We start from the raw sequence: 23,818 nt of genomic DNA, 5'->3' as shown, positions 1-23,818 counted from the left end.
TGATGAAGGACTGCTTTAATTTCTATTAACGTTTGGAGATTACTTCTTCTTTCCCTTTGGTTGCAGCGGCCTGCATTCTACATCGGCGACGAAGAAGTTGGGGTGGGTTTCCAACATTTGTACTATGGTGGTAGCGACATCTTCAGGCCTCATCATGTTTTCGCTAGATTCCATCCCATCGATATCCTCGAAGAACTGTGTTTGGGTAGAGCCCGGATAGATGGTGCTGACTTTAATCCCAAATTCCCGCAACTCCATATATAGTGAATGCGACAGACCTCTAACAGCGTGCTTGGTTGCACAATAGGCCGAAAAATTAGCCAACCCGTTCAACCCTGCTATGGAGGAAATATTTACTATATGCCCTTCATCCAGCTTCTTCATGTGAGGCACAATGCGCCTAGTGGTATAGAAGATACCATGCACGTTAGTTTGAAATATTTTCTCCCAATCCTCAGATTTCATTTCATCGATTGGAGCGGCCTGACCATAGCCTGCGTTATTAACCAAGATGTGGATTTCTTCGCCAAACTTCTCTTTTGTGGCTGCGTAGGCTTCTTCCACCGAGCTTTCCTGAGACACATCACAGGGAAAAAACGTGAAATTATCATGATAAAGGTCGGGATGGTTTCTGCCCCAGCCCGCCACTTTAACACCTTTTTCTAAAAGTTGGGTCACCACCTGGTAACCAATGCCCTTGCTGACTCCCGTCACTACGGCCAATTTTCCTTCTATTTCCATATTGTGGGTTAAAATCTATATCCTACTCCAAACACCAACCCATAATCAAATGTAGAACCCAATTCTGAAGGGGGTTGGTTATCAAAGTTGTTGTAAAAATTTAAATTTATTTCAAAGTTATTGATTACTGTCCAAGAAAGTCGGGTATCTCCATCATTTCTGATTCTTCCCTGTTGAGTAAGGCTTACATAAACACTTTGAGTTGTACGGAAATTTAGTTGTGGCCTTCTTAACCGGAAAAACGTAAACTCCATTATTATCGGAACCTCGTAAAGCGGACTATTGACATCCTGTTGCATATTAACCTCTTGGTTTATTACCAGGCCGCTAGCTAGCCGGCCGATGGCCCGTTTGTCTTGAATGGCAAATATCCCCAGACCTGCACCTTGCTGCAATCGTCTGAGAATGCCAAGCTGCAGGTTTCGCTGGTAGTTTCCTAACCCCCAAGCATGCCAGGTAGGACTCAAATAATAATTGGCAACCAAAAGCACATTTTCTCTATCCCTGCTAAATCTACCCTCTTCCTGACTTACGATAATGGACCCGGTGAGGTCAATATCTAGCCGTTCGGTATCATAACCAAGCTCAAGAGAACCATTCCAGAGCCCGATGTTGCTGGAGCGAGAAAAAGTATAGCCAGCACTTGCCCTTCCTTGCACCCTTTCGAAAAAGTTTTCCCTTAAGAGATTTACTTCGTTTAGGTTTCGAATAGCGATGTCAATTTCGTCAAATCCTGTAAGGATTCTAACCCTACCTTCTTCCTCATGAGTTTTGAAAATCCCGATGTAAAATTCCCTATTTGCGGTCTGCACACGGTATCCAAACCCAAAAGTGCGGAAGGTCAGTACATTGGTGATGTCCACTTCTACCCTGCCCACATTATCGGCATTGAACCTGACTACACCATATTGGATTCTCTCCAATTTGCCTACTAGGGGTGATTGGTTTTTTATATAAAGGGTGTCTTTTTCCTGGGCAAAGCTGTCTATACTGCTAATAAAAATGGTAAAGATGAGTAAAAGTATATACCTCATTAAGAATAATGTTTGGCCTAATCATGCAATCTTTATTCCATCCCAATTTTTTGCATGATTAAGAAATGTAATTTTTGTATTTTTAGAAAATGACCATCACACAACATTTAAAGATATGAAAAAAACAATACCTATTTTACTCTTTATGATTTCTAATCTGGGGATTGCGCAAAGCGACTTGAAATCAAGAGTGGATGAAAAAACAAGTTCAATAGAGGTTCAAGTTATAGAGTGGAGAAGGGATTTTCACCAACATCCCGAGCTGGGGAATGAGGAAACTCGAACTGCCAAAATAGTGGCTGACCACCTGCGCTCTCTGGGAATGGAGGTCCAGGAAAATGTAGCAGTGACGGGTGTCGTAGGTATTTTGAAAGGCGGCCAGCCCGGACCGACAGTTGCTTTAAGGGCTGATATGGATGCACTTCCAGTAACTGAGCGTACAGATGTGCCTTTTAAATCAACCGTCAGAACAGAATATAACGGACAAGAAACAGGAGTGATGCACGCTTGTGGTCACGACACCCATGTTGCCATGTTGATGGGGGTCGCAGAAGTTTTTTCCGAAATGAAGGATGACCTCAAAGGTACCGTTAAGTTCATCTTTCAACCAGCAGAAGAAGGGGTGTTTTCTCCTGACGTAGAAACCTGGGGTGCAAAGCAAATGGTGGAAGAAGGTGTAATGGAAGGCGTGGATGCTATTTTTGGACTGCACATTAATTCACAGACAGAAGTGGGAAAATTACGTTACCGTTCTGGCCCAGCAATGGCTGCTGTGGATAATTTGAAAATTGTGGTCAAGGGAAGACAGGCTCATGGAGCAGCACCTTGGGCATCGGTGGATCCTATCGTGACCTCAGCACAGATTGTTACAGGGTTACAAACAATTATGAGTCGTAATGTTAACATCACCGAAAACCCAGCCGTCGTCACCATCGGAGCGATCAAGGGCGGAGTAAGGCAAAACATCATTCCAGAAGAAGTGGAAATGATCGGGACAGTTAGAACTTTTGGAGATGAACAACAGAAATTAGTACATAGGAGAATTACTGAAATTGCCGAAAAGATCGCGGAAAGCGCAGGTGCAAAGGCAGAAGTAGAGATTGAGAAAATTTACCCCTCCACCGTCAATGACCCAGACTTGACTGCTAAAATGGAAAATGTGCTTAAAGAAGTTGCCGGAGAGGAAAATGTGATCTATTCTGATCCGATCACCGGAGCAGAAGACTTCAGCTATTATCAAAGAGAGGCTCCAGGGCTATTTTTCTTTTTGGGAGGAATGCCGGAGGGAGCCGATCCACTGGAAGTAGCATCACACCACACCCCTGATTTATATTTGGATGAAGGAGGATTTGTGTTGGGCATGAGAACGTTGGCTTATTTAGCTTTGGAGTTTATGGAAAAGAAGTGATTTATAAATGGGAGGTCTATTGAGTCTCCCATTTTTTTATACTCTTGGAAAATTCACTTTTCTCCCAATTCATCACTTGAAACCTTCCCATTTCAAAGGCACTAGTTCTTTTGTTAATTAAAGTCGGAATGGTGGTGAAAGCAGCATCAAGCTCTAGCTCTTTCACCACATTAAGAGTGTCTTCATTATATTTGCCTGATGGATAGGCTAGGAATTTGGGTCTTCTTCCGATGCTGGCCTCTATATAATTCAGATTTTGTAAGATTTCCTTATATTGGTATTCATAATGATGTGAAGAAAGGGCTGGGTGTGAATGGGTATGAGCTCCAATGGTAAAAAGGTCATTTTGTCCCATTTCCTTCAATTGCTCCCTAGTCATACATTTTTCTACTGAGGTTTCTGTAACCTTGGCCCAGCTCTTTATTTGGGAAAGGCGACTCTCTTGGTCTTTATACTCTAGAGGACTAAACTCTTCCCACAACTTCAGATAAAGTTCAGACCTTTTATTGACTGGATCCATGGCATAATATTGCTGATTACTCCTCCAATAACCATTTATAATAGTTGCCTCCTCCCCTAACTCCATGAAAGTATCGGACGAACGAAAACTTGCAGGCAGGGTTTTAGAATGAAGAGCTATTTCCTCCAATTCATCCCACCAAAAACCAGTTCTTTCTTCTAAACATTTATCCGAAATGAAGAAAGTAGCTGGCAGATTATATTTCTCCAAAATAGGTTTTGCTAGCAAATAGTTGTCCTGATATCCATCATCGAAAGTTAAGGCAATGGTCCTGCTCTTCACCTTCCCTGTCTTTAGATTTTCAACCATCTCAGCAGTTGATATAACTTTGCAATTACGGGCAAGCCACTTCATCTGAGCATCAAAATTCCTCTCACTTACGGCTAATTTCCAAGGGTCTGTTTTTGGAGAACCTATTTTGTGATACATTAAAACCAATGCACCCGAGGATTTCCAAAGAGGCGAAAATCTATGGAGTAGGTTGCGAAAACTCATTTTCATTTTTTGATAGATCTACAGGAAATAAGCATTTGGATATGTTTGTCAGATTTTTCTAACAAAGACGGATCAATTTCATTTAAACTTATCCCATTGAGAAAGGAAATGGCGGTAAACATATTCCCATGATGATCCACTTTTGTGTCTGCATAGGGGAACACGGTCTTCATCAACTCCTCCACCCCTTGTTTGGTAAAATTCCAGAAATAGTTGTGACCAAACTCAAAATCATCCAGTGGAGAAATCCCAGGTACTGTCATCAACAGAGCCCCGTTTGGTTTCAAGATCCGCCTACAAGTTTTCAAAGCTGATTCCTTTTCGTAGATAAACTGTAAAGTTTGTGTGAGGATGATACAGTCAAACGAACCATCCTCTACTTGAGGCAGATTGGTGAGATCACCTGTGATCGTGGCTTTGCCGTTGCTATTGTTATAATGCAACACATCACTTTGTGATACATTTTCTTTGCCGAATTGTAAGGTATAAGCATTATCCCCTATTTCAAGCACCCTACCTTTGATCAAGTGGGAATTTTCATCTAAAAACCGCTCAATATAAAACCTGTCAACTGGCTTGCCTCTCTCAAATCCAAAATTGCGAGAAATGGGTTCCGCTCGTTTCAAATCTCCAAAATCAACCTTTCCCAATCGGGGATGAAGTTTTCTTTTTTCTCTATACTGAACAAATGCTTGTTTTAAAGGAGTAATAAAAGTCTCCCTGAATTTTACCATCATAATTAAAAAGTTTAATTGTCTATAAATTTAAACTTTTTACTCGAAAGCCCACAACTTCACCAAATAAAAAAAAACAGGTTATCAAACCTGTTTTAATCCTTCAATGGCCTCGTGAATAGATAAATCCCCGGAAAGTATCTCGAAAGTCAACCCTGTTCCATAATCCCTGTCCAAACAATGGATAAGCACTGAAGCCACATCCTCACGGGAAATCTCACCCTGCTCATCAAGTTTATATGCAGCCTTTATTTTAGCAGTCCCACCCTTATGAGTAAGTGCTCCCGGTCGTACAATTGCGTAGGGCACCCCACTTTTTTTCAGATGTTCATCTGCAACATTTTTGGCCGCCAGGTAATGGTGCATTTTGGAATCCGGATCTGGATCCTCTGCACCCATAGAGCTCAGCATCACATACTTTTTTATGCCATGTTTTTTGGCCATGTCGATGCTTTTTTGCGCCCCTTCCTTATCTACTGATTCCGTTTTCTCTTTCCCTGTCGAACCTCCCGATCCAGCAACAAAGATTATTTTGTCTACACCTTTACAGCAATTTTCAAATTCACCTTCTAGATCTCCTAAGCAAGACTGCACACCCATTTCTTCAAAATATTCCTTTTGATCGGAATCCCGAATCATGGCCACCGGTATGTAAGATGCAGCATCCTTTAATTTTGTTGCTACTATTCTACCTGTATGACCATTGGCACCTATTATTAATACCTTTTCCATTTCTTATCAATTTATCGGTTAAAAACAACCTAAAAATGGCAAGAAAGATGCCATGGAATGCTTTATCCCTTTATCAGCTCCTCAACCACCCTGCTTAGAGAAATCTCAGCTTTTTGGGCAGCATCCACCACACCATCATGAGAAAAGTGTTGCTTTTCTTGGGGTATGCAAAGATTGGTGATCGCACTTATAGCAATGACCCGTAAATCCTTGTGACGCGCCACAATCACTTCCGGCACGGTACTCATACCCACTGCATCTGCTCCGATAATCCTGAGATATCGCATTTCGGCCCGAGTTTCTAGTTTGGGACCTTGCACTCCGGCATACACTCCCGAATGGGCGGTGATGCTTATTCTAGCAGCTATCTCCTTGGCCTTTGAGCGCAATTCTGCATCAAAGGGCTCACTCATGTCCGGAAACCTTACCCCAAAATCATCCTCATTCTTCCCTCTAAGCGGATTATATGGAAAAAGATCAATATGGTCCTCAATCAGCATAAGGTCACCTACCTGAAAAGCAGGATTCAAACCTACTGCTGCATTGGAAATGACTAGAAATTCTATTCCTAATAATTTCAAAACCCTAACAGGAAAAGTAACCTTATTCATTTCATAACCTTCATAAAAATGAAACCTGCCGCTCATAGCCACCACAGGCACATCTTTAAGTGTACCAAAAATCAAGGTTCCCGAATGACCATCCACGGTGGATTGGGGGAAATTTGGGATGTCAGAATAGGGAATTATGGTGGCATTTTCTATCCTATTACCAAAATTTCCCAGGCCTGATCCCAGAATGATTCCAGCTTTGGGTACCCTGGGACATTTCTCTTTCAGATAACCCAGAGTCTCCTGAAAATTCTCTTTGGATAAAGCCATTTTATGGGAGTTGTCCTATAAGTTTTTTGATAATTAGTGCCATGCCAGGCTCAGCCTTCGCAGCTGCTGCAAGCACTTCCGCAATGCTTACTTTTTTAATATTGCCTGGAGAACAAAGATCAGTAATAGCAGAAATAGCAAAAGCTGGAAGCTCCATATGTCTTGCAACAATTACTTCAGGTATGGTGCTCATCCCTACAGCATCAGCTCCTATGGTGCGTAAATATTTGTATTCCGCTTTCGTTTCCAAGTTTGGCCCCTGTACTCCAGCATATACACCCTCATGAGCGACTACGCCTTCCTTCTGGGCAATATTTTTGGCCTTCTCTATCAAATCAAAAGAATAGGGCTCGCTCATATCAGGGAATCTCACACCAAACTGATCAAGGTTTTTTCCCCTCAAAGGATTTTCCGGAAAAAGGTCGATGTGGTCATTTAGAATCATCACCTCTCCTATTTTATAGGCTGGATTGAGACCCCCGGCCGCATTGGAGACGATAAGGTGGGAAATACCCAGCAGATGCATTACTCTTACTGGAAAGGTTACTTCCTTCATATCGTAACCTTCATAATAATGGAATCGGCCTTTCATGGCCACGACAGACCTACCATTTATCTCTCCAAAAATCAATCTACCAGAGTGGCTCTCCACAGTGGAAATAGGGAAATGCGGGATATCGGCATAATTCAGTTCGCCTTCTATTTCGATATCATCGATAAGTCTGCCTAGGCCAGTACCTAGAATCACTCCTACTTGCGGTTGAAAATCTATGTGGGATTTTATATAGCTTACCGCCTGCTCAATGCGGCCAGTGTAATCAATGTCGCTCATGTTATCTTACGTTTTGCCCAAATTTAATAGAAAATCTACAGGATTCAGTTGTGCAATGCCTAAATTCAAGGCTTAGAAACTTTCAGATTGGTTTTGATGTATTTATTTCAGCCGAATCAAGTATGTGGCTAGACAGAACCTTTTTATTCCTATGATAAAAATTATAGTAAGCACCAACAGGCGGAACTCTATTTCCAAACAGATTGCCTCCCAATACCTTGAAATTCTACAAACTTTAAATCAGGAGGCTGAAATCATTGACTTGATGGATCTGCCCCACGATTTTATTTTTACAGCCTTATATGAGCATAATGGCAAAAACAAGGAATTTAACCAGGTACACCACCAAGTTCAAGAAGGCAAAAAATTTGTTTTCATAGTGCCGGAATACAATGGCTCGTTTCCGGGAATTCTCAAATCTTTCATCGATGGGATGAGTTATCCCAATACTTTTAGAAATAAAAAATGTGCTTTGGTGGGGTTATCATCAGGAATAGGCGGGGGTGGCATCGCTTTGAGCCACCTCACCGACATCTTCCATTATTTGGGAATGCATGTATTAGCCAACAAGCCAAAACTGGCAAAAATTGAGGAAAATATGTCTGACAATCTGCTCACCAACAGATTCTACATTGACTTATTACAAACCCAAGCTGAAATGTTGATTGATTTTTAATCAATCAACATTGTCATGCAAAAACCTGTTGTTGCCAAGTATTTCATTGTCATCGTTCAGGTTAAACTTAGAAATGTTTTGCTCAGAACTATGCTGAACATCCTGCAATTTCACATTTTTCCTTAAGTAAGCCGGAGTCTCCAATTTATCCTTAAAGTCTTCCTGAGACTGATTAACTGATCTCATCTGGCTCAATCTTTCAAATCTTTCGTGAGCTCTTTTGATAGCCTTTTGCTTATACTGCTCATAGTGATCAGTGGTATAAGCGCCAGTGCTCTCTTCTTCCTTAGGCTCCTCATATCTTGATTGAGGCTCAGGAGTTGGCTCATGCTGCTGACTATCATTTGGCTTGAGGAAAGTATATTTATTAGAAGGGGTTTCCTTTTCACTTCCGTCCAATGTGTATACTTTTCTCTCAGGCTGCGGAGCAGGAGGAGTTTGTTGCCTCTGAGGCTGCTGTGGACGTTGGAATCCATAATTCATGGTTTCCTGCCTAGCAGGATTCACAGGAGATCCCGGTACGTTGATGGGAAAGGTAAAGGTAGAACCAGCTTCTGCAGTCTCCTCAATTTTAGAAGTCTTGCCAGACTCCAAATCAATTATTTTGGGAGCATTAGCCTCTTCTTCAATTCTCTTCTTTTCTGCCTCGATTTTGGCTTTCTCAGCTTCAATTCTAGCCAATTCAGCTTCCTCTTCTTCTTTCTGCTTTCTTTCAGCTTCCAGCTTAGCACGCTTCTCGTCTTCTTCTTTGGTCAAAGAATCAGCCTCAAAACCCGTGGCAATAACTGTAACTCGGATGCATTTCTTCAAGTCTTGATCTATACCCTGACCGAAGATTACTTCCGCTTCTTCGCCTGCTTTCGCCTGGATAAACTCAGTGATTTCGCTCAATTCGTCCATAGATAGTTCCTCTTCCTCACCTGACATGATGGAAAGTAGGATCTTCTGCGCACCTCTGATATCTACGTTGTTCAACAATGGGGATGCGATGGCTTTTTCTGCAGCTTTAATTGCACGTCCTTCACCTTCTTCGGTGGCGGAACCCATTACGGCAGCACCAGCATCATACATTACTGTTTTTACATCTTCAAAATCGACGTTTACATCCTGATGAACAGTAATGATTTCAGCGATGGATTTTGCAGCAGTGGAAAGGATGTTGTCAGCTTTTCCAAATGCAGACCTGATGGCCAGGTTGCCATAAATTTCACGCAACTTGTCGTTTAGGATGACAAGCACGGTGTCACAGCTAGCGCGAAGGGCCTCAATTCCCTGCTGAGCTGCACCCATTTTCTTTCTTCCTTCGAAACCGAAAGGAGCAGTAACGATACCTACGGTTAGAATATCCATTTCCTTGGCGATCTTGGCGATCACAGGAGCGGCACCTGTACCTGTTCCACCCCCCATTCCGGCAGTAATGAATACCATCTTTGTATTGTCAGAAAGCAGTTCCCTGATTTCCTCTTTGCTTTCAATAGCAGCGTTTCTTCCTCTTTCAGGATTTGCTCCGGCACCCAGTCCTTCGGTAAGGTTTGCACCTATCTGAATCTTCAAGGGAACAGGGCTGCACTTAAGAGCTTGGGAGTCGGTATTGACTACCACAAACTCCACATCCTTTATACCTTGGTTGAACATGTGGTTCACTGCGTTAGAACCACCCCCTCCTACTCCTATCACTTTGATGATAGACTTGTGGTTTTTCGGAAGGTCAAATCTGTAATCTTTGTTGTCTGACATTTTTTCCTCAATTTTTGGTGAACTGTAATTTAAAATCTAAAAATATGTAATTATTAAAGGTGAACTTGGGAGGGAAGCTTAAGGCATTGCCCTAAGTCTCCCTTTTTGATTAAGCCCTAGTAAAATGGAACTATTTCCAAGTATCGTCGCCTATATCATCCGTAATGAAGCCTTTCAGCCTGTCACGGATGGAACCAAAGATATCTTTGGCGCCAACTTCCGGCTTTTGCTGAACGCGTGGACTTACGGATACTATTTGTCTTTGTCTGTAAAGATCTTCCCTGTCATCCAGGGCCTTAAAGCCTGCTAGCACCAACCCAACGGTAGTGGCATACATGGGGCTCTTTACATCTTCCACTACTGTTTTACCCAAGTGTTCGTTAGGGTAACCTATACGCGTATCCAGTCCTGTCATGTATTCAAAAAGTTGGCTTACACCTTGGAGCTGCGACCCACCGCCGGTGAGCACAATTCCGCCTGCCAATTTCTTATATAGACCGCTGGCCATGATTTCTGATTGTACCATTTCAATGATCTCCTCCATTCTGGCTTCAATAATAGAAGCTAGATTTTTGATAGAGATTTCTTTTGGAGGCCTGTTTCTAAGGCCTGGGATGGATACGATTTCATTTGGGTTAGCATCCTCAGCGATTGCTCTACCAAACTTGGTTTTAAGCAACTCTGCTTGCGTCTGCATTACCATGCATCCTTCCTTGATATCTGTGGTGATTATATTTCCTCCAAACGGAATGACAGCCGTATGGCGGATTATATTGTCGTAGAAGATAGCTATGTCGGTGGTTCCACCCCCTATATCCACAAGGCAAACCCCTGCTTCTTTGTCTAAATCACTAAGGACCGAAAGTGAGCTAGCCAATGGTTCAAGAATCAGATCCCTGGAAACAAGATCTGCTCTTTTCACGCATCTGTTGATGTTGTTTATAGCTGTGGTTTGAGCGGTGATGATATGGAAATCCGCTTCAAGTTTGGCACCAGACATACCAACAGGATCTTTGATCCCATCTTCATAATCGACGGTATAGTCCTGTGGCATAACATGGATAATAGTGTTGCCCGGAGGAACGACGATATTTTCCATGTCATTGGAAAGTCTTCTCACGTCCTCTACAGTGATCTCATCTTCCTTGGCATTTCTGATGATCACACCATGATGGATGGAGCTCCTAATGTGCTGCCCGGCGATACCCACGATCACTTCGCCGATATTAACATTTGCCATTTCAGAAGCTTCGGTTACCGCTTTATCGATAGCGTTCACAGTTTTGTCAATGTTGGTCACGATACCGCGGATCACACCGTCAGAGACAGCCTTTCCCATACCGAGTACTTCCAATTTGCCGAACTCATTTTTGCGTCCGATGATGGCGCAAATCTTGGTGGTCCCAATGTCCAGCCCAACTACTATTTTGTCATTTTCCATAGCTATAATCAATTATTCACAAATAATCTGGTCCTTATATTTGACATTTACCCTATCGTAGGCATTCCAGCCTTTTTTGGGCAAAATCTCCTTATACAATATCTCAATCTTCTTAAATTTCTCTTCAATCTCAATTGGCTTCCCAAACTCGATTGTCTGCTTTCCAACCTGCTGATAAAGCGTGATATCTCCCTTCTGGTTGATTTCCAGTGAGGAAATCTGTGCACTCCAAAAGTTATCATTGACGATAAAATGGATCAGCTCGAGCAGCTCACTATCACTTTTACTGATGTCTTTCTTACCAAGCAAGGCTTCTCCCTTTGGCCCTTCGATCAATAGCACTCTAGAAGTGTATTTTGGAGAAGTGGGCAAAATAATACCCTCATCAGAAATGTACCCATCGGCTGCCATAGGCCTTACCACTCGGGCAATGGGTTTGTGCTGATTGATCCTCACCACCACATTCCCCTTCAGATCTTTAAATGCTTCCGCATCTTTCACAAAAGGATGATTTTCCACCTTTTTCTCCACACTTTTCAGGTCAATTGCACTGATTGGAGTGCCAGGTTTTAAGGTTGAAAATTCATTTTCCAGAATCTTTACAATCTCCTTTTCATCCACGAAGTATACATCGCTGATGCTTCCTACTATCACTTCAAGTTTATGAAAAACCTTACTGTCTTCCTTTTTTTCAACAAAGGCTATAAAACCTATCAACACCGCCACCAAAAGGGTGAACACCACACTATTTTTTATCTTCAGCCTACTCATAATTTCCCTCCATCCATTTAGTGAGCGGTTCCACCATACGGTCTATATCTCCAGCACCTATGGTCACCAAAATCTCTGGTTGATTTTTTTCAAGAAAAGGAATCACTTCTTCTCTCCCAAGGACAGTTTTGCTTCCAGAGGTAATTGCTGGCAACAACATCTGTGAGGTCACTCCCTCAATGGGAAGCTCTCTGGCCGGATAGATGTCCAAAAGCAGCACCTCCTCCGCTATGGAAAGGCTTTCGGAAAATTCCGCCGCAAAATCTTTGGTTCTGGAAAACAGGTGAGGCTGGAAAAGGACGGTCAGCTTACTGTCTGGATACATGGCCTTTACTGATCCCAAAAACGCTTTGATTTCCTCTGGGTGATGGGCATAGTCATCGATATATACCCTGCCATTTTGCTGATACCTGATTTCAAATCTTCTCTTTACTCCTTTATAGCTCTCCAATCCCTTTCTGATGGACTTAGCATCAATTCCAAGTTCCAATGCTACAGAAATGGCGGCTAGTGCATTTTCCACATTGTGGAAACCCGGCACCGGGAGAACTAATTTTTCTAAACGCTGATCTTTTCCTGAATATGTAAATTCAAAAGAACGTATTCCGGACTGAATATCAAGGGCTTGAATAGCCGCACCACTCAAACCATATAATTCTAGGTCTAAAGAGCCAAAATTATTCCTATTTAACCTTTCAAAGGCATTTTTTTGAATAAATAATTTGCCTTTTTTATCTATCAAATTAATGAAGTCCGAAAAAGATTTTAATAACTCATCGGCATCTCCATATATATCCAAATGATCTGGATCCATGGAGGTCACTACCGCAATATTAGGGTGAAGAGTCAGGAAGGAGCGATCAAACTCATCCGCTTCCACCACCACTACTGAGGCCTCAGAATTATTATCAGGCAATAGCAAATTGGTGTTGAAATTCTGGGTAATCCCTCCTAGGAATGCGGTCACATTCAATCCCCCTTCATTCAGCAAATGAGCCACAAGTGCAGAGGTGGAAGTCTTGCCGTGCGTTCCCGCTACTGCAACAGTCTGGTAACCTGCTGTAATCATACCCAAAACTTCAGACCGCTTCTTGAGCAAATAGCCGTTTTGACGGAAATGATTCAATTGTACACTGTCAGCCGGGATAGCTGGAGTCCAGACCACCAAGGAATTGACTTTGTCCAGTTCCGGCAAAGTGGCTAGGCTATCTTCATAATGAACCTTTATACCCTCCTGCTCCAACTGTTGAGTCAAAGCTGAAGAGGTGCGGTCGTAACCAGACACAGCAATACCCTGATGGGCAAACCATCTTGCGATGGCGCTCATCCCGATACCTCCTATGCCAAGGAAATAGACGCTATGTAGGCTCTTCAAATTCATTTTATCAATTTCTCTATTTCTGCCACGATAGCATTTGCAGCCTGGGGTTTAGCCAATTTTTGAATGTTTTCTCCTAAAAGAGAAATCTCAGCAGTGTCTGCAATCAGATTGGCCACTGTATCACCCAGCCTTTCCACAGCAACGTGGTCGGCTAGCATCAATGCAGCCCTTTGCGACACGTATGCCAAGGCATTTTTCGTCTGATGGTCCTCAGCCACATTTGGCGATGGAATAAAGACCACTGGTTTGCCTACTAGGCTTAACTCCGACACCGAAAGTGCTCCAGCCCTTGAAACTACAATATCAGCAGCCGCATAGGCCAAGTCCATTTCTTTCAGGAAAGCCAAAACCTTCACATTTTTAAATTTGGTGCCTGCAATTGACTTGGACATTTCTTCGTAGTAAAACTGTCCGCATTGCCACAAAACCTGAAAGCCCAAGTCATCAAATTGCTGCAAGGCACCCAATACTGCCTGGTTGATAGTTCTGGCTCCAAGGCTTCCACCCAAAACCAGGATTACCGGCTTGCCTTTTTCAAGACCGAAGTTCTCCAGCCCATTTTCTTTTTTCCCCTCCAGAGAAAGAATGTCTTTTCTCACAGGATTTCCAGTGTGGGTGATTTTCCTCTGCGGAAAGAACTTCTCCATCCCCGGATAGGCCACACATATAGTATTGGCCTTTTTGGATAGGATTTTATTGGTCAGTCCAGCATAGCTGTTTTGCTCCTGAATCAAAGTTGGTATTCCTTTGCCCTGTGCGGCATAAAGGACTGGACCGCTTGCATATCCACCCACACCTATCACTGCATCAGGATTAAAATCTTTTACCAGTTTCTTGGCCTTTTGAAGACTTGCCAATACTTTGAATGGGAAAGCAAGGTTTTCAAGAGTCAACTTTCTTTGAAGGCCTGCTATCTTTAGGCCTTCAATTTTGTATCCCGCTTGGGGTACCTTTTCCATTTCCATTTTGCCTTCAGCACCGACAAACAAAATCTCAGACCCTGGGTGTTTTTCCATCCAGGCGTTGGCAATGGCAATGGCCGGGTAGATATGCCCGCCGGTACCACCACCGCTTATCATGATTCTATATGTTCTTGCTTCTGTCATTTTAGGCTACTTTGGCAAAATTTCTAGCTGTACTCACTTCCACCGGAAAAGCATCTTCATGATCCCCTCGGCTTACACTCAATATAATTCCTAGGGAAATCCCTGTAAAAATCAGAGAGGTCCCCCCCATACTCAAAAGTGGCAAAGGCAACCCAGTAATCGGCCCAATCCCTACTGCCACGGCCATATTGACCATAGCCTGTAACACCAAGGCAAAACTCAACCCCGCTGACAAAAGTCCTCCAAAGGGCCGATTGGAAATCGCCACTACTCGCATACCCCGGTAAAGCAAGGCGAGGTAAAGGAAAAGCACTCCAGTACCGCCTACCAATCCATACTCTTCAATGATAATGGCGAAGATGAAATCCGAATATGGGTGAGGTAGTCTATTACGCTGCTCACTGTTACCCGGTCCAAGACCAAACACACCACCATTGGCTATAGCAATGTATGACTGCTCAGCCTGGTATGGAACCTCATCTCCTGTTACAAAATTTTCAATCCTGCTAAAGAAAGTGCTTCCTCTTTGGCCCAAGAAAATAGCCGAGGTAAGGGCAAGTCCGCCGATCAGAAATACGGCCATGATGAATTTCATTGGAACCCTGCCGATAAACATCAACAACATGCAAGTACAAAGTAAAAGTACCGCCGTGGACATATTGGCCATGGCTATAAGCATGCATATAATACCTATCCAAATCATGATGGGCAGGAAGGTATTCTGAAAATCTTCAATATTCTTCTGTCTCTTAGCAAGCATCCTTGCCACTGCTGCAATTAAAGCAAGCTTAGCCAAATCCGAAGGTTGAAAAGCTTGGTTGATTACAGGGATGGTTAGCCATCTGGATGCCTCATTCACATTCGAGCCAAAGAAATAGGTGAATGCCAACAATGGGATAGATATCCACAATGCAAAAAGGGACAGCTTTGCATAATACTTATAAGGTAACTTGTGTGCACCCCACATTACAAAGAAACTGGCCAAGATAAGTGAAGAGTGCTTGATAAGGTAAGCCTCGGTATTGCCGCCCATTTTCTTGTAGGCAAGTGTGCCAGTGGCTGAATAAACCACCAGGATGCTGATAATAGACAATAGGATGACAATACCCCAGATTATAGGGTCTCCTTTTAAGTTATTGTCAATCCATGTTTTTATTGTTCCCATCACTTCACCGTTTCCTTTTCCTTAACCGCCTTAATAAACTGCTCGCCCCTGTCCATGTAATTTTTGAACAGGTCGAAGCTTGAACAGGCTGGTGATAATAAAACCACATCACCTGTTTGCGCTATACCATGCGCCATCTGTACCGCTTGGCGTATATCTTGGGTTTCCTCAACGTGGTTTATCACATTTCCGAAAGCCTGTTTTAATTTTTCATTGTCCTTGCCTAAGCAAATCAAAGCTTTCACGGAGCCTTTGACCACCTCCATCAACTCAGCATAATCATTACCCTTGTCCACCCCGCCGGCAATCCATATTATTGGCTTGGCTTGGTAAGCGGAAAGCGCATAATAAGTGGCGTTTACATTGGTTCCTTTACTGTCGTTGATGAATTCAACACCGTTGAGCTCGGCAACTTTTTCCATTCTGTGCGCCGCATTTCTAAATGTAGCCAGACCACTTTTCGCCTTGGCTTCATCTACCCCAGCTGTAATCACAGCCTGAAGTGCGCACATCACATTGATCATGTTGTGCTGGCCTTTGAGCGGAATGGAATCCACTTCTAGGCTGGTTGATTTCTCTCCAGCTAAATGTATATGACTACCGTCGAAGTAAGCACCATACTCAACTTTTTGAGCAATGGAGATCTGATGTTTGTTTGGCTTTATAGAAAGCTCCTTCAAGCCCTTCCAAATAAACTGGTCCTCCTTGAAATAAATCAGATGACCGTTTTCATCCATGTTTTTGACCAAGCTGAGCTTGGAATGAATGTAGTTTTCAAGTCTATATTCATACCTGTCCAAGTGATCGGGGGTGATGTTGAGGATGATGGCGATTTCAGGTTTCAAAGCCTTGAAGCCGTCAATCTGAAAACTGCTTACTTCCAAAACCCACCACTCGTGGTCCTCATCGACAAGTTGTCTTGCCCAGCTATCACCAACATTTCCTGCAAGTCCCACGTCCATTCCTGCTTCCTTCATCAAGTGATAGGTCAACAGCGTGGTGGTGGTCTTCCCGTTTGTTCCAGTGATGGCGATTATTCTACCCTTGCTGAACCTGGAAGCAAATTCTAATTCATCAATAAGGGAAATCCCTTTAGCCATTAACTGCTTAATCATTGGGGCAGCATAAGGGATTCCTGGACTTTTGATTACCTCAGGGAAGGAAAGGATTTTTTCGGCAGAATGTCCACCTTCTTCAAAGGCAATATCTTTCGTCTCGAGCAGAGCTTTACGCTCCTCGCCGATTTGGGAAAATTCGGACACAAAGACCTCGTATCCTTTGGCGTTTGCCAAAAGAGCCGCGCCTATGCCGCTTTCTCCCGCTCCAAGTATTGCTATCCTTTTCATTATCTAAGTTTCAAAGTAGCCAATGTGATTATGGCCAATAATATTCCCACAATCCAAAATCTAGTTACGATTTTGGCCTCATGGATTTGCTTTTTTTGGTAATGGTGGTGTAGCGGGGACATCAATAATATCCTTCTGCCTTCACCGTATTTTTTCCTTGTATATTTAAAGTAGGACACCTGAAGAATTACGGAAAGATTTTCAATCACGAAAATCCCGCAAAGCACAGGAATCAAAAGTTCTTTTCTCAATGTAAGCGATAGCACCGCAATCACTCCTCCCAGCATCAAACTGCCGGTATCTCCCATGAAAACCTGAGCTGGGAATGCATTGTACCAAAGGAAACCTACGCATGCCCCAACAAATGCTGCACAGAATATTACCAGCTCACCGGAGTTGGGGATAAACATCACATTCAGGTATTGCGAGAATATGGCGTTACCGCTGATGTAGGCGAAAATGGCGATAGTCAGGCCTATTATAGCCGAAGTCCCCGCGGCCAGACCGTCTATTCCATCGGTAATGTTGGCCCCGTTGGAAACTGCCGTGATAATGAAAATCACAAATAAAATGTACAAGTAAGGGGTAATGTCATCCCCAAGAAAGCCAAACAACCTTTCGTAGTTCAGTTCGTTGCCTTTGACAAATGGGATAGTAGTCTTGGCTACCTTAAGATCCCTAAAGGCTGGGGTATCGACTACACCTTCCTCGATAGAAACTGGAGTTTCAAACTCTCTTACTACCACATCTTCATGGAAGAACAGCGTGGCTCCCACAATAACCCCGATACCGATTTGGCCTGCGATCTTAAATTTTCCAGCAAGGCCATCTTTATTTTTCTGAAAGACCTTGATATAATCATCAATAAAGCCAATTGTACCCAGCCATATGGTGGTAATCAGTAAAAGGATAATATAGATGTTGTTGATATTGGCAAAAAGCAATGTCGGAATAATGATGGCAGCCATAAGCATTAAGCCACCCATAGTAGGCGTGCCTTTTTTGGCTTTCTGTCCATCTAGCCCCAAATCACGGATACTTTCCCCAATCTGCTGTCTTCGGATCCAGTTGATAATATGGTGTCCAAAAGTAATGGTGATGATCAAAGAAAATAGAGCTGACATACCCGCACGGAATGAGATGTACCTGAACACCCCTGCGCCCGGTAAATCTAATGCTGTGTCGAAATAGTCAAATAAATGGTATAACATGCTTAATCTTGATGTATCTGTTTCAATAAATTAATAGCGATCTCACGATCATCAAATGGGTATTTCACTCCTTTTATTTCCTGGTAGGTCTCATGACCTTTTCCTGCTATAAGAATAATATCACCCTTCTCCGCAAACATTACCGCCGTTTTGATAGCTTCTTTTCTATCCTCTATCAGCATGGTTTTTTTGAAGTTCACTGGATTGACACCCTTTTCCATATCCCTAATAATGTCCATAGGCACTTCATCTCTTGGATTGTCGGATGTCAAAATAACCTTGTCGCTAAACTGACAAGCGATTTTGGCCATTTCAGGTCTTTTAGCTTTATCTCTATTACCACCGCAGCCAACCACTGTCATTACATTTTCTCCTCCACTACGTACTCCTTGAATGGTTTTTAGCACATTTTCCAAAGCGTCAGGCGTATGGGCATAATCCACGATAACTGTAATCCCTTTGTGGATAAATTGGTCGAATCGTCCAGTGGCGCCTTTGACTTTGGAAAGCTGCATCAGTACCTCGTCTGTCTCTTCGCCGAGCAAAACTGCAACTCCCAAAACAGCCAAAACATTATAGGCATTAAACTCCCCAATCATCCTAAACCACACTTGCTTGCTGTCGATATCGAGTTCAAGCCCCTGAAGGGTATTGCTCAAAATCTTAGCTTTGAAGTCCGCAGGATATTTTAAGGCATAGGAATGCTTTTCCGCTTTTGTGTTTTGCAACATCACCAGCCCACGCTTATCGTCGGCATTAGTTAGAGCAAATGCTCCTTTTGGCAAATCATCGAAAAGCTGTTTTTTAGCCTTGATGTATTCATCGAAAGTACCGTGATAATCGAGGTGATCATGGGAAATATTGGTAAATACCGCTCCCGCCAAATTCAACCCCGACATTCTTTGCTGAATGATGGCATGACTGCTCGCTTCCATAAAACAATGGGTACATCCTTCTTTCAGCATTTTTGCCAAAAGCTGATTGATAGCCAGCGCATCTGGAGTCGTGTGAGTAGAAGGAATAACATCTTCATTAATCTTATTCTCGACTGTAGAAAGCAACCCTGTCACATAGCCCAATTCCATGAATAGCTGGTGCAAAAGTGTAGCTATGGTGGTTTTCCCATTGGTACCTGTTACAGCTACTATCTTCAATTTCTCAGATGGATTTCCATAGTAATTTGAGGCCATGATGCCCAAAGCCTTGGCGGAATCAGCCACCTGAACATAAGTCACTCCAGCCACTTGCGTTTCTGGAAGGTCTTGACAAATTATTGCATTTGCTCCCTGCTCCACAGCTTTGTCAATGAAAGCATGTCCATCGGCCTGGGTGCCTCTGATAGCTACAAAAGCGCAATCCTGCGTAACTTTGCGGCTGTCAAACACAATTTCGCTAATCTCCACGTCCATGTTTCCAATGGTGGAAGTAAGCGGTGCCTTGTACAATATGTCCTTTAATACTTTCATTAACCCAATCTCAATTTTATTATTCCATTTTCAGGCACATTGCCTCCGGCGAAAAGCGATTGGCTTTTCACCCTTCCTTTGCCCGAATACTGTACTCTCAGCCCTTTGTTTTCCAAAACATATAGTGCATCTCTCAGGGTCATCCCCAACACATCCGGCACTATAGGCTCATCCACTTTATTTGGGGCCCAGTAGATAGCAGAGTTAGCTACCGATGATTTAACCCAGCGCTCGCCACCTTCATATTTGTTGTTAAGTCCAAATTTGGAACATATCATCTGCAACTCCTCAGCCATTCCCGCTTGAATCATCGGAAATTGATTTTGCTCCACCTCCACGAGGTTTTTGTACTGTTTTTTATTCAAGCCCAAATCCTGAGCGTAAATCTTATCGGCAATTTCCTTGAAAACAGGAGCCGACACATCCCCTCCATAGGCGTTGAACCCTTTCGGGCTGTCAATCACCACAATAGCGGAATACTTAGGGTTATCTGCAGGGAAGTACCCTGCAAAAGAGGCATAATATTTTTGCGTATAGCGACCGTCAACCAACTTTTGGACTGTACCTGTTTTGCCTGCAATCTTGTATTCAGCATTTCTAATATTCTTAGCCGTCCCCTCTTCCACTACGCCTTCTAAAAGCGACTGCAATTCCTTGATGGTTTTGTCAGAAGCAATCTTTTTCCTCAATACCTCAGTTTTGAATTCCTGGTCTACTACATTGGCTCTAGAAATCTGCTGCACAATCATAGGCTTCACCATGCGACCGTTATTAGCCACAGCATTGTAGAGCATCAGGGTGTGCAAAGGTGTCACCTTCAGTTCATAGCCGATAGACATCCATGGCAAGGTGGTCCCATACCAGCTTTTAGAACCTGGCTTCTTGAAGTAAGGCTCACCCTCTCCTCTCAGCTGGAAATCAATCGGCTTGTCGATGCCTACTTTTTCTACATAGCTCAAAAACTTTGACGGGGTTACGCCAAAGTGTTCTTCCACCAATCTTGATATCCCGACGTTTGAGGACTTTTCAAATGCTTCCCGAACGGTTATTTCACCATATCCCCCATGTTTTACATCCCGCATCGTGCGATCATAAAATTTAAAGGTTCCGTTGCCGGTGTCTACTTTGTCATTAAGGCTGATTTTTCCTTCTTCAAGCAAAGCTAAAATAGAAAGCAACTTGAAAGTTGAACCTGGCTCGGTCAAACCCTGCTCACCAATAGCATAATTGTAAAGCTCTCCGTATCCGTATCCATTTTTATTCTTCTGGAGATTTGCAATGGCCTTGATATGACCGGTGGCAACCTCCATTACAATCACACTCCCAAATTCAGCATCCTTATTCAATAACTGTCTCAACAATGCCGATTCAGCCACATCTTGAAGGTTTACGTCCAAAGTTGTTACAATGTCATAACCATCTTCAGGTTTAATGTCGTTTGCATCATGAACTGGCTTCCAAGTCGCACCAGCAATCTTCTGAAACAATGCCTCGCCGTTTTCTCCGCCAAGTTGCTCATTGAAAGAATACTCCAGACCTGCACCGTAGTTGTCTTCATTCAGAAACCCAACCGTACGGCCAGCCAATGCTTTGAAAGGATAAAACCTCTTTTCGACTTTTTCGAAAATCACTCCTCCACCCATTCTTCCATTTCGGAAAATAGGCCATTTCATCATCGCCTGCATTTCCTGATATCCGATTTGCTTACGATTCAGGATTACATATTTCTTATTATTGGTTCTAGCATCGCTGATTAACCTTTTATAATAGTCTCTAGACTTATCATTATAATGCTTGGAAAGCATCACAGACAAACTGTCGATTCCTTTTCTAAAGACGTCGTCTTTGGCGATAGACGGGTCAATTGCCACTCTATAAAAAGGTAGACTGGTAGCCAAAAGACTTCCGTCGCCGCTGTAGATATTTCCCCTTGTGGCCTTCACCGTTCTGTACTGAAGATTTACATCATCAGATTTTTTACGCCACTCTTCTCCCTCCACAAACTGAATTTGGGTAATCCTATAAAAGATTACCCCGGCAAAGATCGCCACCAACAGGAAGGCAAATCTTATTCTCAGCAGTATGGATTTCTTAATATTCACTTCTTCACTTTTATTTTCATAGGTGGTTCATCTATTTCATAAACCCCCAATACTTGCATTTTTTTAGCCACTTCAGACTGCTTGGAGCTAAACATGTAGTCGGCTTCCAAAGTCGTAACATCCGCTCTCAAATCTTCCACTTCCTGCTGAACCCGGTTAATTTCCCGGATTGTACTTTCCGCCCTGTGATTGCTCCAAATGTAGATCAAAGCTAAAGTGGCCGCGTATAAAAACGGAGGCACTAGCTTTACTGGAATCCCATATCCAATCAGACCGGTGATATCCAGTTTCTTTTCGATAAAGCTAAATAAGCTGTTACCATTCGAAATACGCTTCGTGGCTTTACCTTCCTTTTCTTTTGTCCGAAATGTGTTCTTAGCCATTTTTCTTCGCTATTCTCAGTTTGGCACTCCTAGCCCGGTTGTTACGGGCTATTTCCTCTTGATCTGCTACTAAAGCCTTTCGACTCACCGGCTCCAAAGGTCGTATCAGGTTTCCATAGAAATCTTTTTCCACTTCCCCTTGAATCTTACCCTTATTGATGAAATCCTTCACCATTCTATCCTCAAGGCTATGGTAGCTCATCACCACCAACCTGCCTTCTGGCTTCAATACTTCAATTGTCTGCTCAAGCATATCTTCCAAAGCCCCCATCTCATCATTCACCTCAATTCTTAATGCCTGGAACACCTGAGCAAAATATTTAAACTCTCTATGTCTCGGAGCGAATTTCTCGAGAAGCTGCTTAAAGCCCTCAATAGTCTCAAATGGACGTTGGGCTCTCTCTGATACCACCGCCTGAGCCAAGGTCTTTGCATTTCTGACCTCTCCATAAATCCCAAAAACCTTATGCAGTTGAGATTCATCATAAGTATTCAAAACTGTCGCTGCCGTGGTTTCAGAAGACTTGTTCATCCTCATGTCGAGCGAACCTTCAAACCTTGTGGAAAAACCACGAGTGGGTTCATCGATCTGATAGGAAGAAATCCCCAAGTCCGCCAAAATCCCGTCAACCTGCTTCACTCCATGTAGCCTTAAATAACGCTTCAAATCGCGAAAATTGGCCGCCACGAAGGTAAAATTCGGGCTTTCGGGCACATTTCGCTCAGCATCAGGATCTTGATCAAAACCATATAAATGACCCTTGTCCAAATGCTTCAAAATCTCCCGGGAATGTCCACCACCGCCAAAGGTCAAGTCCACATAAATCCCATTAGGATCGATGGCCAAGCCTTCGATACATTGCTGAAGCATTACGGGAACATGATATACTTGATCACTCATTAGATAAATATTTAGCTATCAACTCTGCCTCTTCCTCTTCAGACAGGTCATTTTGTGTCGCATGGAATCTTTCTGGGTTCCACATTTCTATATACTTCCCAACACCTACCAAAAGCGCCTCTCTTTCAATCCCGGCGTGTTCCAGAACCTTTTTGGATACCAGAATCCTTCCAACCCCATCAAGTTCCACTTCTGAAACCCTGGACATCAAAGCCCTGCGCAACAATTTGGCTTTTGGATCAAATTCATCCAACCCTGAGATTTTGGACATGATTCTTCTTTGAAAATCAGCTGCAGGATGGATCTCTACACAGCCAGATTTGTCCATATTCAAAATCAACTCGGCCCCATTGACCTCCGGCAATGCCGCCTTGAATTTGGCAGGCAAAACCAGACGTCCTTTGGCGTCGAGTTTACATTCAAATGTGGATAAAAAATTGGCCATTCAGTTTTCTAGAGTTTTACACAATCACAAAAGTAATAAAAGCTTCAACACATACCACCACTCTCTCCCACTTTTTACCACTTGTTGATAAAAATATCTAAAAGTTTGATTTATCACAACTTTTCAGCAAATAATTACTAATCTTATTTTCTGATGATCATGATGTTAGGGCTTGATTAATTGCTAAAAACGCCAAAGATTGGTTAGAATTATAAGGTTAAAAAATTGTATTTTCCACCAAATAAAAGCCTGAAGGCCATATTTGTGGTTTTATTCAAATAAACATGGAAGTGAAACTGGTAGGAAAAAA

The 23,818-nt window shown here is 42.9% G+C and carries 22 protein-coding genes; 2 read left to right on the top strand and 20 right to left on the bottom strand.

Going from position 1 to position 23,818, the window contains the following annotated elements:
• Window positions 1-39: 39 nt before the first annotated feature.
• Window positions 40-741 carry an SDR family oxidoreductase gene (locus FPL27_RS04535; RefSeq protein WP_143959957.1) on the bottom strand — a complete coding sequence of 234 codons (702 nt, stop codon included), beginning with the start codon at window positions 739-741 and terminating at the stop codon, window positions 40-42.
• Between the two features lie 8 nt (window positions 742-749).
• Window positions 750-1,775, bottom strand: coding sequence for a DUF481 domain-containing protein (locus FPL27_RS04530; RefSeq protein WP_143959956.1), 1,026 nt, complete (start codon window positions 1,773-1,775; stop codon window positions 750-752).
• A 115-nt stretch (window positions 1,776-1,890) separates the two neighbouring features.
• Here FPL27_RS04530 and FPL27_RS04525 point away from each other — a divergent pair, with 115 nt between their 5' ends.
• A complete protein-coding gene (locus tag FPL27_RS04525) occupies window positions 1,891-3,183 on the top strand; it encodes an amidohydrolase (RefSeq protein WP_143959955.1) in 1,293 nt (430 codons plus the stop codon).
• A 16-nt stretch (window positions 3,184-3,199) separates the two neighbouring features.
• On the opposite strand, the gene FPL27_RS04520 is transcribed toward FPL27_RS04525, so the two are convergent.
• From FPL27_RS04520 to FPL27_RS04500, 5 genes are all read right to left on the bottom strand, one after another.
• Window positions 3,200-4,198 carry a polysaccharide deacetylase family protein gene (locus FPL27_RS04520; RefSeq protein WP_185974299.1) on the bottom strand — a complete coding sequence of 333 codons (999 nt, stop codon included), beginning with the start codon at window positions 4,196-4,198 and terminating at the stop codon, window positions 3,200-3,202.
• Window positions 4,199-4,200: 2 nt separating this feature from the next.
• Window positions 4,201-4,935, bottom strand: coding sequence for a class I SAM-dependent methyltransferase (locus FPL27_RS04515; protein ID WP_143959953.1), 735 nt, complete (start codon window positions 4,933-4,935; stop codon window positions 4,201-4,203).
• Window positions 4,936-5,016: 81 nt separating this feature from the next.
• The gene (locus FPL27_RS04510; protein WP_143959952.1) at window positions 5,017-5,664 is read right to left on the bottom strand and encodes an SDR family oxidoreductase; all 648 of its coding nucleotides are present in this window, start codon (window positions 5,662-5,664) and stop codon (window positions 5,017-5,019) included.
• Between the two features lie 62 nt (window positions 5,665-5,726).
• Window positions 5,727-6,545, bottom strand: a complete 819-nt coding sequence (locus FPL27_RS04505; RefSeq protein ID WP_143959951.1) for a purine-nucleoside phosphorylase — start codon at window positions 6,543-6,545, stop codon at window positions 5,727-5,729.
• A 1-nt stretch (window position 6,546) separates the two neighbouring features.
• Window positions 6,547-7,377 (bottom strand): purine-nucleoside phosphorylase, encoded by an 831-nt coding sequence (locus FPL27_RS04500; protein WP_143959950.1) that lies wholly within the window; start codon window positions 7,375-7,377, stop codon window positions 6,547-6,549.
• Window positions 7,378-7,528: 151 nt separating this feature from the next.
• Here FPL27_RS04500 and FPL27_RS04495 point away from each other — a divergent pair, with 151 nt between their 5' ends.
• Window positions 7,529-8,053, top strand: a complete 525-nt coding sequence (locus FPL27_RS04495; RefSeq protein ID WP_143959949.1) for an NADPH-dependent FMN reductase — start codon at window positions 7,529-7,531, stop codon at window positions 8,051-8,053.
• Here FPL27_RS04495 and ftsZ read toward each other — a convergent pair whose 3' ends face one another.
• The 13 genes from ftsZ to FPL27_RS04430 form a co-directional block, all read right to left on the bottom strand.
• Window positions 8,054-9,790 carry a cell division protein FtsZ gene (gene ftsZ / locus FPL27_RS04490; RefSeq protein ID WP_143959948.1) on the bottom strand — a complete coding sequence of 579 codons (1,737 nt, stop codon included), beginning with the start codon at window positions 9,788-9,790 and terminating at the stop codon, window positions 8,054-8,056. It lies immediately after the preceding gene.
• Window positions 9,791-9,920: 130 nt separating this feature from the next.
• Window positions 9,921-11,231, bottom strand: coding sequence for a cell division protein FtsA (ftsA, locus tag FPL27_RS04485; protein ID WP_143959947.1), 1,311 nt, complete (start codon window positions 11,229-11,231; stop codon window positions 9,921-9,923).
• A 12-nt stretch (window positions 11,232-11,243) separates the two neighbouring features.
• Window positions 11,244-12,002 (bottom strand): cell division protein FtsQ/DivIB, encoded by a 759-nt coding sequence (locus tag FPL27_RS04480; RefSeq protein WP_143959946.1) that lies wholly within the window; start codon window positions 12,000-12,002, stop codon window positions 11,244-11,246.
• Window positions 11,995-13,383 (bottom strand): UDP-N-acetylmuramate--L-alanine ligase, encoded by a 1,389-nt coding sequence (gene murC, locus FPL27_RS04475; RefSeq protein ID WP_143959945.1) that lies wholly within the window; start codon window positions 13,381-13,383, stop codon window positions 11,995-11,997. Before murC ends, FPL27_RS04480 begins: the two co-directional genes overlap by 8 nt.
• A complete protein-coding gene (gene murG, locus FPL27_RS04470; RefSeq protein ID WP_235893369.1) occupies window positions 13,380-14,489 on the bottom strand; it encodes an undecaprenyldiphospho-muramoylpentapeptide beta-N-acetylglucosaminyltransferase in 1,110 nt (369 codons plus the stop codon). Before murG ends, murC begins: the two co-directional genes overlap by 4 nt.
• A gap of 1 nt (window position 14,490) precedes the next feature.
• Window positions 14,491-15,654, bottom strand: a complete 1,164-nt coding sequence (locus tag FPL27_RS04465) for an FtsW/RodA/SpoVE family cell cycle protein (RefSeq protein WP_143959944.1) — start codon at window positions 15,652-15,654, stop codon at window positions 14,491-14,493.
• Window positions 15,654-17,000, bottom strand: a complete 1,347-nt coding sequence (gene murD / locus FPL27_RS04460; RefSeq protein WP_185974298.1) for a UDP-N-acetylmuramoyl-L-alanine--D-glutamate ligase — start codon at window positions 16,998-17,000, stop codon at window positions 15,654-15,656. The genes FPL27_RS04465 and murD overlap by 1 nt, the downstream gene beginning before the upstream one ends.
• The gene (gene mraY / locus FPL27_RS04455; RefSeq protein ID WP_143959942.1) at window positions 17,000-18,211 is read right to left on the bottom strand and encodes a phospho-N-acetylmuramoyl-pentapeptide-transferase; all 1,212 of its coding nucleotides are present in this window, start codon (window positions 18,209-18,211) and stop codon (window positions 17,000-17,002) included. Before mraY ends, murD begins: the two co-directional genes overlap by 1 nt.
• A 2-nt stretch (window positions 18,212-18,213) precedes the next feature.
• Complete coding sequence (locus FPL27_RS04450) at window positions 18,214-19,677, bottom strand: UDP-N-acetylmuramoyl-L-alanyl-D-glutamate--2,6-diaminopimelate ligase (RefSeq protein WP_143959941.1); 1,464 nt, start codon at window positions 19,675-19,677, stop codon at window positions 18,214-18,216.
• Window positions 19,677-21,779, bottom strand: a complete 2,103-nt coding sequence (locus FPL27_RS04445) for a penicillin-binding protein (RefSeq protein WP_143959940.1) — start codon at window positions 21,777-21,779, stop codon at window positions 19,677-19,679. Before FPL27_RS04445 ends, FPL27_RS04450 begins: the two co-directional genes overlap by 1 nt.
• Window positions 21,776-22,162 carry an FtsL-like putative cell division protein gene (locus FPL27_RS04440; protein WP_143959939.1) on the bottom strand — a complete coding sequence of 129 codons (387 nt, stop codon included), beginning with the start codon at window positions 22,160-22,162 and terminating at the stop codon, window positions 21,776-21,778. The genes FPL27_RS04445 and FPL27_RS04440 overlap by 4 nt, the downstream gene beginning before the upstream one ends.
• Window positions 22,155-23,063, bottom strand: a complete 909-nt coding sequence (rsmH, locus tag FPL27_RS04435; protein WP_143959938.1) for a 16S rRNA (cytosine(1402)-N(4))-methyltransferase RsmH — start codon at window positions 23,061-23,063, stop codon at window positions 22,155-22,157. Before rsmH ends, FPL27_RS04440 begins: the two co-directional genes overlap by 8 nt.
• Complete coding sequence (locus FPL27_RS04430; RefSeq protein WP_143959937.1) at window positions 23,056-23,508, bottom strand: division/cell wall cluster transcriptional repressor MraZ; 453 nt, start codon at window positions 23,506-23,508, stop codon at window positions 23,056-23,058. The genes rsmH and FPL27_RS04430 overlap by 8 nt, the downstream gene beginning before the upstream one ends.
• Window positions 23,509-23,818 lie beyond the last annotated feature (310 nt).

It is taken from the genome of Litoribacter populi, assembly GCF_007483685.1.
Classification (GTDB): Bacteria; Bacteroidota; Bacteroidia; order Cytophagales; family Cyclobacteriaceae; genus Litoribacter; species Litoribacter populi.
This window is presented reverse-complemented; position numbering and strand designations above follow the sequence as displayed.